Raw genomic sequence first — 12,757 nt, 5'->3', positions numbered from 1 at the left:
ATGCGGGCGCGCCACTTCATCCGCCAGTATGCCTGCCAGGGCATCAAGACCGAACAGGTGGCCGAACACGTGGGCGTGTCGCGCTCGTCGCTCGACGCCAGCTTTCGCCGGGAACTGGGATGCAGCGTGCACGACGTGATCCTGAGCTTCAAGCTCAATGCCGCCAAGGCCGGCCTGGAAAGCGGGGACTGCAGCATCGAGGACGTGGCGCTGGGCAGCGGCCTTACGTCCATCCAGCAAATGCATCGGGTGTTCAAGCGCGAACTCGGCTGCACGCCGCGCGCCTATCGCGACCGCGTGCTTGGCGAGCGTGGACAGATGTCGCCCGCTTAGAACCTGAGGACGTTTCAGCGCAAGCCGACGAGTTTTATGTGAGCGGCACATCATTGATGAAGCTCACCCAACCGAAAGATGAGATGTCGCAACCATCGTACTGCTTCCTCCCAGGGAGTAATGCGGATGTCGAGATGTAAACCAATGAAGGCGCGCAAAGCACAGGGTGGCATCCGCGCATGCCGCTGCACTTCCCGAGGCCAGGCGAGTACAGCGCCACGGCCTCGGAAGTCGGCGCCAGCGATGGTCCTGAACTGCACCCGGCGTCCGCGGGGGCGCGGTGGTGATCCTCGAGCCACTTGAAAAATAGCGACTCGGCCGATTGTCCTGTTGCACATATGGGATTGCAGCAGGACACCTTGGATCGGCAATGAAAGCATAGTGCCGACGATGGATGTTTTAAATATATAAAAATCGGAAAATGTCAATACGGCGCCGTGGAAACAGCCGATTGACGGTATCGATAATAAAAGCAGGGAGACAAGACGTGCACATCAGGCTCATTGAATACAGCAGCAAGCGGCCCACAGACCTTTCCATCGCCGGCCTTGCGCACATACTCGCGCGCTATTTTTTCCTGCGTTTTTGAAAACGATTTCATAACGACAGCGAGGCAGTGCCAGTCCATACATCCTTGACCAGGACCATTGTCCTTGCCGCGAAGCGGGGCAGGGACCAATTTTTCTTGTCATCGGCGCAGCCGGTGCCGAGCAATTTCAGCAAACACAAAAGAAGGAATATTCCAATGAGGAGACATACCATGAGATTCCAGCTGACGGCAGTCGGACTGGCCTGTGCCACGTTGCTGGCCGGCTGCGGCGGTGGTGGCGGTTCGAGCGAAGGCGCGATGGCGCAATCCATTTCGTTCCCATTCGTGGGCGGACAGACGCTCGCCGTCCCCCCCAACGTCGCGACCGTCCAGCTGACGGCGACGGCGAGCGGCGGTGGCGAGGTGACCTACACGTCGAATACGCCGACGACCTGCACCGTCAACGGCGCTACGCTGTCGCTGATCAAAGCGGGCGAGTGCTCGGTGACCGCCAGCCAGGCGGGCGGCAACGGCTACGCTCCAGCTTCGGAACGACAGCTTTTCGGCATTCCCAAACAGCCGCAGACGGTAACCTTCCGCAATCCGGGCGCGCTGCCGCTGGATACGACGCCGGTACCGCTGGTCGCGACGTCCAACGTTGCAGGCGAAACCGTTACCTTTACGTCCAGTACGCCCACGGTGTGCACGGTCAGTGGCAATACGATGACCAAGGTTGGCAATGGACTGTGCACCATCAAGGCGGAGGTAGTCGATGATACCTATGCCGCCGGCACGGTCGTCCGGAGCATCCCGATCGGCACCGCACAGGCGGATCAGCTGACGTTCCTGAGCGGCTACAAGGACGCTTCCACGACCAACGAGCAGGGCCATGTCGACACGTACGCCGGCAGCAGCGAGGATGGTTGGTGGTGTGCCACGAATTGGTGCGGTCGTACCGTGCCCCCGGACGGCAGCAGTTTCACCTGGTACTACAACATCCAGCCGAAGTCCGGCGTTGGACTGGGTGCCTACTACGGCCTCAAGCTACTCGCTCCCGGCCTTTCGCAGCTCGTCAACAACGGCAACACGACCACCGGCGTACGGATCGATGCCCAGGGAGCGCTGAAGTTCACTCTCGCGGAGAACCCCGAATGGTTCGGCACCGGTAACAACGCGGTCGATGTCAACCTGTACCTCGGCCACTTCGCTCTCAACGCGAAAGGCGAGGCCTGCAACGTGAAGCTGCACGCGGTGGTGACGCCGACCGCGGCAGCCGCCACGAGCTACAGCGTCGGTCTCAAGGACAAGTTCACGATTGCCGAGTCGTGCGGCCTGACGGGACTCGACCTCTGGAACGAGTTGCAGGACTACCCGATCTCGCAGGTCGAATTCTCCGCCGTGAGCGCGAACACCTCGATGGCGACCGCCGGCGCGGCCAACCTGACCTACTCGACCCAACTCACGCTGACCGGCCCCGTCATTTTCCAGTGACAGCATAAAGCCACCGCCGGGTGCGGTGGCAACCAAGGCATCTACAAGAGGACATAGATAATGACAAGAATTGAGACGAAGATCGTGCGTAAGCCGATCAAGATGACCGCGCTGTCGTTCGCGGTGGCGCAGGCTGCACTTGTCTGGGGTGGCGCGGCGCACGCGCAGTCCACGCCGGCCGGCGACTCGGTCACGCCGACGGTGGTCGTGAGCGGCCAGCGCGCCGCCATGCAGTCGGCGCAGAAACTCAAGCAGTACGCCGACGAAGTCATCGACGCCGTCGTTGCGGAAGAAGCGGGCAAGCTGCCGGACAAGTCGATCACCGAGGTGCTGCAGCGCGTCGCGGGTGTCACGATCGACCGCAACCGTTCGCGCGGCGACCCGGAACACTTCTCGGTCGAAGGGTCGGGCATCTCGGTGCGTGGCCTGACCTGGGGTTCGTCCACGCTGAACGGCCGCGAATCCTTCTCGGCCGGCTATCCGGGCCGTGAACTGAGCTGGGGCGACATACCGCCGGAACTCATGTCCGCCGTGGTCGTGCACAAGAATCCGCCCGCCGAGCTGGTCGAAGGCGGCGTCAGCGGCCAGGTGGATCTGCGTACCGCGCTGCCGTTCGACTACAAGGACAGCAAGGTCGCCCTGTCGGCGAACGGCAACTACAACGCCCTGGGCAGCAAGAAGTCGCCGGGCGTGTCGGCTCTGGTGTCGAAGCGCTGGCATACCCGCACCGGGCAATGGGGCGCGCTGATCGACCTGTCGGCCAACCGCACGAATTCCCACAACGATACGGTCCAGGTGGATGCGTATTTCCCGCGCACCGACCTCGTGGCCGGCCAGACCGTCTGGATACCGAAGTCCGCGTCTTTCCGCACCAACACGAGCCAGAACGACCGTGCCGGTGTCTATGGCGCGTTGCAGTGGAAGAACAACGGCATGGAATCGGCCCTGACGTACTTCCACTCCGGTTACAAGTCGGCCAACACCGAGAACGCCACGTTCACGGCCGTCGAGTCGCCGTACCTGGTCAAGCCACTCGATCCGGAGTTCAACCAGAACGGCGTGCTGCAAAAGGCGACCTACACCTACCCGACCGGCGGCCTGGGCGCGAACAACTTCGCGGCCGGCGGCCTGGGCTACCAGTCGGACAGCGGCTTCGACACCAACAGGTCGCAGACGCGCGAAATCGCCTGGAACTTCAAGTGGACCATCAACGACCGCTGGGCGGTCCAGAACGACATGCAGTGGGTGCATGCGACGAACAGCGCCGAAGGCAACGTCATGACCCTGGGCACGTTCGTGCCGAGCTTGGGCATCGACTTGTCGGGCAATCTGCCGAAGGTGACGTTCGACGACAACTCCCGCGCCTTCCTGGCGAATCGCGACAACTACTACATGGGCTTCGTGATGCCGTCGACGACCAAGGCGAAGGGCGACCTGTATGCCTGGAAGACTGACGCACGTTTCCGCTTCGACGACGAGGTGCTGCGCGACCTGCGCTTCGGCGTGCGCCTGACCAAGCGTACGGCGGTCCGCGTCGACGCCAGCTCCGGCAACGGCGGCTGGAAGAGCATTTCCGAGCCATGGGCCATCAACCAGACGAAGGTTCCGGGCACGCTGCCCCTCGTTGGGGACAAGGGTTGGCAATCACGCCCCAACAACAGTTACTTCAGCGACCCGCGCTACGGCGACCTGGTCAAGACGACCCAGTACAACTTCCCGACCTTCTTCAACGGCAAGGTTCCCCAAGTGCCGACGATGGTAGTGCCGGACCCGGCCTTTGTCCGCAACCTGGCCAATAATGCGCTGATCAAACCGTACATGTTGATGCAGTGCCAGGACGCCAACGCATACTATGGCACCAACAACGATTGCTCGAACGCGGATGGCAGCTGGAAACCGCTGGCCTACAATGACGATCCGGCCCAGACCAGCCGCCAGCAGGAACGTACCGAGGCCGGCTACGGGCAACTGCGCTTCGGCTTCGACAACTTGCGCTTCCCCGTCGAGGGCAATCTCGGCGTGCGCGTGATCCACACGCGTAGCGAGGCCCACGGCTTCACGATCTTCGATCCGTCGTATGGCTCGAACACGTCGGAAGTGATCCCGCGCTTCGGCAAGATCAAGGATCCGGTGAATGCGTCGCAGCAGTACGTCGATGTGCTGCCCAGCCTGAACCTGAAGGCCGACCTGACCGACAAGCTGCAAACCCGCTTCGCGTTCGCCAAGTCGATGTACCGTCCGCCGTTCAACAACCTGAACGAGTACATCACGCTGAACCAGAACATCACGATGGGCACCGGCGCAGACAGTAACGTCATCAAGAGCATCAACTACACGGGCAACGACAGGGGTAACGCCAACCTGAAGCCGATCCGCTCCAACAACTTCGACTGGACGCTCGAATGGTATCCGGGCAGCGGTTCGTCGCTGACCCTGGCCCTGTTCCGCAAGAACGTGCGTGACATCATCCTGAACACGGCGTTCACCCGGAGCTACAAGGACCTGGCCGGCAACGATCAGACGTTCCTGATCACGGGGCCGGACAACGTCGCCAAGGGTTCGGTGACGGGCCTGGAACTGGCGGGCCAGACCTATCTCAACAATGTGCCGGCGCTGGCCCATATGCTGCCGGACTGGGCCAAGGGCTTCGGCATCTCGGCGAACTACACGTACATCGACAGCAAGCAGGACCTGTACCATCCGTTCACCCAGAAGTATTGCCCGGCGAACGGATCGTTCAACAACGCCTCGCTGAGCTTGTATGGTTGCGACACCAACGGTCTGCCGTTCACGTCGATGCCGATCCAGTACCTGTCGAAGAACGCGTACAACCTGATGTTCCTGTATGACCGCGGCCCGCTGTCGGCACGCCTGGCCTATAGCTGGCGCAGCCGCTTCCTGCAGGGCGTGGGTGCGAACGGCACGGGCGGCGATAACGCCACGAGCGCCGATCCGGCCCGCGCCGCCGCGAACGGAGGCGTGGCACCGACGGACGTGGGCTTCGGCCTGCCGACCTGGCAGGAAGCGACGGGCCAGCTGGACTTTGGCCTGGATTACAGGTTCAACGAGCGCATCTCAGGCAACTTCTCGGCGAGCAACCTGACGGACATGGTCGTGCGCCAGACGCAGCAACAAGGCATCGGCACCATGGCCCGCGCCTGGTTCGAGCCAGGCCGCAGCTACCGCCTGAGCCTGCGCTACACGTACTAAAGCGCAAAGGCGGTCCCGCTCGCGGGGCCGCCCCGGCCTCTTCGTCGACAAGCCAGTCCGGTTCGGACTGGCTTTTTTCGTTGCGCCAGGCATGGCGTGAAGCGCTCCGCAAGGCGGAATCTGAAGGACGCCGCAGGACGCGTCAGCCGACCGCCAATACAAGTCGTAGTAGCCGTGCGCGATTTTATGGAGCGGCAGCAGTTCGTACCCATCGCCCAGGCCCGGCCCGCTCACATCCAATACATCCCGATCGTGGAAATAGATGGAATCGCCGTGCTTGGCGTGATTTTCCATACCCGTGCCGGTACAGCAGAAGAGCGAATGCTCATGTGCGCAGTAGAGCTTCGGAAAGGTGCGCCGGGTGGCCTGGAAGTAGGTCAACATGCCACTGTCCGGATCCTGGGACGCGAGGATGCCGTTGAACAATGCACGTTCGTAATAGTCGGCGTAGGCGGCCGATGGTTGCTCGGCGAACAAGGCTTGCGTCAGGCGCAGCATATTGTAGGTGCAACAGGTTTCCATGGTCTGGGCCGAGGCCAGATGCTTTTCGACCTCGGCGGGCGGAAAGAAATGCTCGCCGTCGCCATGTCCCCCCGTCGCAAATGAGCGCTGCTCGACCACGGTGCGCCAGAAGTAGCGCGCGGCCTGCCGGTAGTGCGCCTGTCCCGTGAGGCTGTGCAGCCGGGCGAATCCGATTACTTTCGGAATCTGCGTGTTGGCGTGCAAGCCGTCGAGCGTGTCGCGCCGCTTCGGCAAGCGGCGCCAGCAGTGCCTGGTGGCTGAAGCGCTCGGCCAGGCGCAGGTAGCGCGTCTCCCCGGTCAGCGCGTGCAGGTCCGCCAGCACTTCGCTCATGCCGCCGTGCTCCGGCTCGAGCATCTTCTGGAAGCGCGGCTCGTCGACTGGCCGCGCGGCCTCGTCGACCCAGTCGGCGATCCGCACCAGGACCGCGAGCGCCTGGGCATTCTGCCGGAGCAGGAATGCGTCGCGCAGCCCGGCCATCAACTTGTGCAGCGTGTACCAGGGCACGCCAACGACGGGCCGGCCGGCCAGACAATTGCGCAGTTGCGTATCGCCATCGGGGAAGCCGCATACCAGGCCGCCATGCGCCGCTTCCTGTCAGGCGTGGGGCTCGCTGACGACGTAGTCTATCCTGGCGCGCAGCCCTCCCGTCCGGTGGACGCCCAAGACATCGAGCAGGCGCTCAAAAAATGACCCAGGGTGTGTCCTGGGCAAAGCCGCTCCGCCTCCCATCCGCCGTACACCGGCGCCTTCGGTTCCAGTCCCGCATTTTTCCGGAACTTGTGCAACAGGCGGTCGCAGTTCAGTGACTCGAGGTAGCGCGCGTTGAAATTTCATGTTCATTGCCGCTCCCGCGAGTAAATCCTAAAGAACAATGAGGTTTTGCAGGAGGCTCATCATTTATCTTTGTATTTGATTCGAAACCAATCAAAATCTGCATATCCGCCAGGATTTTTCGTTGAATAGTTGAATAATGCAAAGCGATAGCCCATAAAATGCGGGATGGCGTAGGTCATTTTCAACGTGTCGCCGATCCGATTCCACGCCTTTCCATCCAGGCTGTACGCAAAGGTGGCCTGGTCTTTCAGATCGGTAAAATCGCAATCGACCTTTAGATAGACTTGATTTTGTGTCAGAGGAATCCGCTGTACCTCCACCGGTTTATCGGAGGCGGCGTTGACCATGACGATCCATTTTTGCCCGTTTTCGAGCTTGACGCCAACCTGTCCGAAATTCTTCTGGAAGGCGCTGAGTCCCGCGAAATCGCCTTCCTTGATTCTGGAAACATCCACCAGGGTGGAGCCGGTGCTCGCCGGGCCGATCGTGCGCTGGGTAAGCGTATTCCTTGCCTGTACAAATGAGGTGTCGATCCGGGCTGTCTTCAGCCGGAGATATCCCTTTCTTTCCCGTACCGACCAGAGTTTATTATCCGGATTATGGTTCCATTGCCAGACCAAAGGCAATGCTGCCTGTCCTGCCTTGCGATCGAATTCATCGGAGGCAACCAGATTCGGAATCAAACCCGTGCTGGCCGGCAGGTCCAGCTTGTCCGGGGCCTTCCCGTTTTCTCCCAATACAGGCCATCCGTCTTCCCACTTGACCGGCACCAGATAAGGAATGCGACCGACTGACCCATAATCGCGGAAAAGATAAGCGAACCAGCGCCCATCAGGAGTGTCGATCAGTCCGCCTTGGGCAATTCCTCTGTCCTGGAAAGCAACTCGTCCTTCCCACGGGCCGTCGAGACTGTCTGCCCGATGTATCAGGACAGTCCGCATTCCCCCGCGTGGCGCGCATATGTTAAACAAATAATACTTCCCGTTTATTTTAAATAGCTGGGATCCTTCCGCGTTAAGGCCTATTTCCTTTCCTGTCGGGGCACTGGCATTTTCGATGAGAACTTTCTCGGGAACGCCCGGCTTCACTCCCGTCAGGTCATCCTTCAATTCAACAATCTTCAGATTTTCGGCGCCATGAATCAAGTAGGCTTTGCCATTGTCGAAAACCAGCGAATTGTCATGATACGCTGGCTCGAAGGATGTCCGCTTCCAGTTTCCTTTTTCAATGTCCCGGGTCCTGAAAATATAGGTCTTACCCGTGGTGTATGAAAACGTGGTGACGTAATACATGCCCTTATGGAAGCGCAGACTGCTGGCCCAGGTGCCCCTGCTGTATGCGTTTTTGCCTTCTGTTAAATTCAGCTCCGGCATGTCTGCCAACTTCTCATCGGCATAATTGATCATCTTCCAATTGACGAGATCGGTTGATTTCATGATGGGCACACCCGGATTCATGTGCATGGTCGTGCTGCTCATATAATAATTATTGCCAACCCTGATCATGGACATATCTGGCACATCGGCAAAAATCAAGGGGTTTTGCGCTTGCGCCAAAGCCACGCCCTGAACTGGCAAGACCAGCAACGCTAAAATGAGGCTAAGCTTATTTTTCATGGGATAAAAGAATAAATTGAGAGTTCGGCGAGATCGAGGCCGCGTGGCGCCCGTTCAGTCGACGTGTAACACGGCTGCCATCGTGCGTGGCGGTCCGAGGACGCCTGACAAACGACTGCAAAAGGTCCTGCAGCATCGCTTCTCCGCGGCGGCGGCACCAGGCGTCTGTCGGCGGCAAAGTCCTGGCCGTGGTTGTAGAGGCCGGACGCCTGCGTCGGGGCTGGCGGAACGGCGGGATCCGGGATGACGATTGGCGGCGTCGGCGTTGCCTTAGGGGCCCGGGCACGGGTGGCGAGCCGCTGCCGGCCAAGGCCGGTGCCGGCAAGAGTGCGCCTGGCATGGCGCGATGTCGCACGAATGGTCACCAGAGGATGCGCTACATTCTGCGCGCTCCCCGTGTACGCCGCAATTTTCAAAATCGCCAATGCGCGTAGCCATTTTTCTTTTGACAGGGGGAGGCAGCCAATTCTTGTTTTGGAATTGCTCGTTTTCGGGAATGCGACGCGGTGGCCGAGGCCAGGGGAGCGGGTGCACCCGGCGACCGCGGCAACGCCCGGGTGCATGACGACCTGCCGTTCGCAGTGAGCGGCAATGAGAACGCCCGCGCGATCGGCGAACGCTTGAGGCTCGATGACTGATCTACACCAGCCAAGCGGTGCCAAGCCGCCACGGCATCGGCATCGGAGCGCCCTCGTGGCCGACCAGGGGCACCGCGGTGACCGGTTTGCCGAGCAGGTTCTCGCGCGAGCCGAGCGACGTGATCTTGAGCGTACTGCCGGGCGCGGGAACCATCCGCGCCGTCAGGTGGAGGTGGATCGCCGGCTTTTAGCCATTGCCAGCACCCTGAGCGCCGTTTCCATCCGCACCCGCCGGTACTCCATCGCCCGCGCCGCCGCGTGCACCCCGCGCGCGCGCAAGGCGTCCTGCACGTTATCGGCCGTCCAGCGGTCGATCCGCCGTTCACCCAGCATTTTCTTCAGCAAGCCCTGGTCGTCGATCCATCGGTAAGTCATGTCGTCCTCCTCATGGTGGTTGCGGACTCTATCGTCGCGCAATTGCACAGCGGCAACTTACCGAACATCAAATTCAGGAGAACCGCGCATGATTCAGGATGAGCCACGCCACCGTGATGACGACCATGCCGGTAAAGGTCACGCACGACCAGGTAAAAAACCAGGCCGACAGCAACCCCGCCTGCAGGACTTTCTCGAACAGGATGCCCAGCGCGAAATCGAACGCGGTCAGGAACGACCAGCGCCGCAGGTACACGGGCAGGTAGCGGCTCATCCTGCGGTTGTGCTGGTGCGCGGCGTGCCGTTCGAAGCGGTCGCGCGCGGCGCTGACGTCGTGGAACAGCCAGTCGAAGAACAGGAACCGGTAGAGCAGGCGCCGGAACGGCATCTCGGGGGCCGGTACGGGCTGATGTTGCGTGTCCTTGTCGATCGTCATGGTTGCACCGCTCGCTTGAATGGCAGGTAATCACACCTGGCCACGATCACCCATGGTATGCCAGATGTTGCTCAGAGCACGTTCGCTGACTAACGTAGCGTGCGCGGCCCTCCACGTTTCTGAGCGGCACCAACAAAAAGCAAAACGGGCGCACGCGGCGCCCGTTCCGGAACAGCGCGAAGCCTACGTCAGCCTTCCTTCACCCGCTTGGTGATATGCGCCAGCGCCTCGTCGACCTGGTCGATCAGGATCAGGGACAGGTCGCCCGGCTGCAACCGCGCCAGCGCCTGGTCGATGGCGACGAATTCGCCCTTGATCTCGTCGACGTGCGTCGTGCGGGTGGCGCCGGCGAGACCCTCGCGCAGCAGGGCGACGACTTCGCCCTCCGAGCGGCCGCGCTGGCACTGGTCTTCGTACAGCAGCACGTCGTCGAAGGCTTTGCCGAGGATGCGGGTCTGGTCGCGGATGTCCTCGTCGCGGCGGTCGCCGGCGCCGGAGATCACGACCGAGCGGCGCTTGGCCGGCATCGATTCGACGGCGTTCACCAGGGCCTGGATCGCGTCCGGATTGTGGCCGTAGTCGGCGATGACCGTCGCGCCGCGGTAGTCGAACACATTGAAGCGGCCCGGCGCGTTGTCGCTTTCGCCGACGAAGGTTTTCAGACCCAGGCGGATCGCGTCCCATGTGATGCCGACGGCCCACGCGGCGGCCACGGAGGCCATCACGTTCTCGACCTGGAAGCCGACCGCGCCGCCGCGGGTGATGGGCACCTCGACCAGCGGGATGCGCTCTTCCTTCTTGCCCTGCGCCGCGACGAGGTGGCCGTCCTTGACGTAGACGATGCGGCGGCCCTGCGCGCGGTGCTTCTGCATGGTCGGCAGCGACGGGTCCTGCGCGAAATAGGTGACGTCGCCTTTCGTGTTTTCGGCCATGCTCGCGACGATCGGGTCGGCCGCGTTCAGCACGGCCATGCCGCCGGGGGCCACGTTCTGGATGATCACGCGCTTGAGTACCGCGAGGTCTTCCAGCGTGGTGATGTAGTTCAGGCCCAGGTGGTCGCCGGCACCGATGTTGGTGACGACGCCGACCTGGCAGCGATCGAATGCCAGACCCTCGCGCAGCATGCCGCCGCGCGCCGTCTCGAACACGGCCGCGTCGACGTCCGGGTGCAGCAGCACGTTGCGCGCGCTGCGCGGGCCGCTGCAGTCGCCGCTGTCGATGCGGCGGCCCTGGATGTACACGCCGTCCGTGTTCGTCATGCCGGTGCGCAGGCCCGAGCTCGCGAGCAGGTGCGCGATCAGGCGCACGGTGGTGGTCTTGCCGTTCGTGCCCGTCACCGCGACCACCGGGATGCGGCCGTCGTCGCCCGGGGCGTACAGCGTGTCCATGATGGCTTCGCCGACGGCGCGGCCCTTGCCGAACGACGGCGAGATGTGCATGCGCAGGCCCGGCGCGGCGTTCACTTCGACGATGCCGCCGCCTTGCTCCTCGATGGGTTTCAGGACGCTGTCGCACACGAGGTCGACGCCGCAGATGTCCAGGCCGACCATGTGCGCGGCCGCGATCGCGCGGGCCGCCACTTCGGGGTGGACGTCGTCCGTCACATCGGTGGCGGAGCCGCCCGTCGACAGGTTCGCGTTGTTGCGCAGAGTGACCCGCTGGCCTTTCGGCGGCACGGAGTCGGCGTCGTAGCCCTGCTTGGCCAGCGAGGCCAGGGCGATGTCGTCGAAGCGGATCTTGGTGAGCGACGTCGCGTGGCCGTCGCCGCGGCGCGGGTCCTTGTTGACGATGTCGACGAGCTGGCGCACGGTGTGCGCGCCGTCGCCCACGACATGCGGCGGGTCGCGGCGGGCGGCGGCGACGAGCTGGTTGCCGACGACGAGCAGTCGGTAGTCGTGGCCCGGCAGGTATTTCTCGACCATGATCTCGGCGCGGAACTCGGACGCGGCGGCAAAGCCCGCGTCCAGCTGTTCGCGCGTCGTGACGTTCACGGTCACGCCCTTGCCCTGGTTGCCGTCCTTGGGCTTGATCACGACCGGCACGCCGATCTCCTGCGCGGCGGCCCACGCGTCCTCGGGGTCGGCGACGCTGCGGCCCAGCGGCACGGGCACGCCGGCGGCGTTCAGCAGGGTCTTGGTCAGTTCCTTGTCCTGGGCGATCGATTCCGCGATGGCGCCGGTGGCGTCGATCTCGGCGGCCTGTATGCGGCGCTGGCGGCTGCCCCAGCCGAACTGCACGAGGCTGCCCTCGGTCAGGCGGCGGAACGGGATGCCGCGCGCGACGGCGGCGTGCACGATCGAACCCGTCGACGGGCCGAGGCGCACGTCCTCGTCGAGGTCGCGGAGCTGCTTGAGCGCGCCGTCGAGGTCGAACGGCTGGTCGTTGCGGGCCGCGGCGCACAGCTGCTCGGCCAGTTGCATGGCCAGGCGGCCGACGTCTTCCTCGCTGTATTCGACGACGACCTGGTAGACCCCGCGCTCCAGCGTGGCGGTCGTGCGGCTGAATGTGACGGGGCAGCCGGCCTGCGCCTGCAGGGCGAGCGCGGCGACTTCCAGCACGTGGGCCAGCGGGATCTTGTCGTCATGGCCGGTCGGCTGCAGCGCGCCGATGTCGGGGAACAGGGCGCGCAGGCGCGCCTCGAAACCGGACAGGGCGCCGATCGATTCTTCCTCGGGTGCGCAGGTGACGATCGCCTCGATCGACGTGTGATGGCTCCAGAGGTTCGGGCCGCGCAGGGCCCGTACGCGTGTTACTTCCATGGGTCTTTCCTTT

The 12,757-nt window shown here is 62.8% G+C and carries 9 protein-coding genes and 2 pseudogenes; 3 read left to right on the top strand and 8 right to left on the bottom strand.

Annotated features, from left to right (window positions below; genetic code table 11):
- The 3 genes from ASC93_RS31985 to ASC93_RS09775 all read left to right on the top strand — a co-directional run.
- Positions 1-333, top strand: a 333-nt coding sequence (locus ASC93_RS31985; protein ID WP_229412664.1) for a helix-turn-helix transcriptional regulator, incomplete at its 5' end; no start/stop codon positions are given.
- 760 nt (positions 334-1,093) lie between these two features.
- Positions 1,094-2,353 (top strand): hypothetical protein, encoded by a 1,260-nt coding sequence (locus ASC93_RS09780; RefSeq protein ID WP_056440549.1) that lies wholly within the window; start codon positions 1,094-1,096, stop codon positions 2,351-2,353.
- A 60-nt stretch (positions 2,354-2,413) separates the two neighbouring features.
- Complete coding sequence (locus ASC93_RS09775) at positions 2,414-5,563, top strand: TonB-dependent receptor (RefSeq protein WP_082547900.1); 3,150 nt, start codon at positions 2,414-2,416, stop codon at positions 5,561-5,563.
- A gap of 330 nt (positions 5,564-5,893) precedes the next feature.
- On the opposite strand, the pseudogene ASC93_RS32515 reads toward ASC93_RS09775, so the two are convergent.
- The 8 genes and pseudogenes from ASC93_RS32515 to cphA all read right to left on the bottom strand — a co-directional run.
- Positions 5,894-6,289, bottom strand: a pseudogene (locus ASC93_RS32515) (beta-L-arabinofuranosidase domain-containing protein); the annotation flags it as partial.
- Positions 6,290-6,383: 94 nt separating this feature from the next.
- Positions 6,384-6,563: pseudogene (locus ASC93_RS32780) on the bottom strand (beta-L-arabinofuranosidase domain-containing protein); the annotation flags it as partial.
- Between the two features lie 146 nt (positions 6,564-6,709).
- Positions 6,710-6,871, bottom strand: coding sequence for a beta-L-arabinofuranosidase domain-containing protein (locus ASC93_RS32775; RefSeq protein ID WP_200958293.1), 162 nt, complete (start codon positions 6,869-6,871; stop codon positions 6,710-6,712).
- Positions 6,872-6,979: 108 nt separating this feature from the next.
- Positions 6,980-8,536 carry a glycoside hydrolase 43 family protein gene (locus ASC93_RS09760; RefSeq protein WP_056440541.1) on the bottom strand — a complete coding sequence of 519 codons (1,557 nt, stop codon included), beginning with the start codon at positions 8,534-8,536 and terminating at the stop codon, positions 6,980-6,982.
- Between the two features lie 639 nt (positions 8,537-9,175).
- Positions 9,176-9,328: a hypothetical protein gene (locus ASC93_RS30575; RefSeq protein WP_157201826.1), complete on the bottom strand. Its 153-nt coding sequence runs from the start codon at positions 9,326-9,328 to the stop codon at positions 9,176-9,178.
- Positions 9,329-9,336: 8 nt separating this feature from the next.
- A complete protein-coding gene (locus ASC93_RS09755; RefSeq protein WP_157201825.1) occupies positions 9,337-9,549 on the bottom strand; it encodes a hypothetical protein in 213 nt (70 codons plus the stop codon).
- A gap of 73 nt (positions 9,550-9,622) precedes the next feature.
- Entirely contained in the window at positions 9,623-9,985 is a 363-nt protein-coding gene (locus ASC93_RS09750; protein ID WP_157201824.1) for a hypothetical protein, read from the bottom strand.
- A gap of 188 nt (positions 9,986-10,173) precedes the next feature.
- Positions 10,174-12,744: a cyanophycin synthetase gene (gene cphA / locus ASC93_RS09745; protein ID WP_056440535.1), complete on the bottom strand. Its 2,571-nt coding sequence runs from the start codon at positions 12,742-12,744 to the stop codon at positions 10,174-10,176.
- Between the last annotated feature and the right edge of the window lie 13 nt (positions 12,745-12,757).

Origin of the sequence: Massilia sp. Root335 (assembly GCF_001425685.1) — a bacterium.
Lineage (GTDB): Bacteria > Pseudomonadota > Gammaproteobacteria > Burkholderiales > Burkholderiaceae_D > Telluria > Telluria luteola.
Note: the sequence above shows the minus strand (reverse complement) of the source record. Positions and strands in the feature narration are given on the sequence as shown.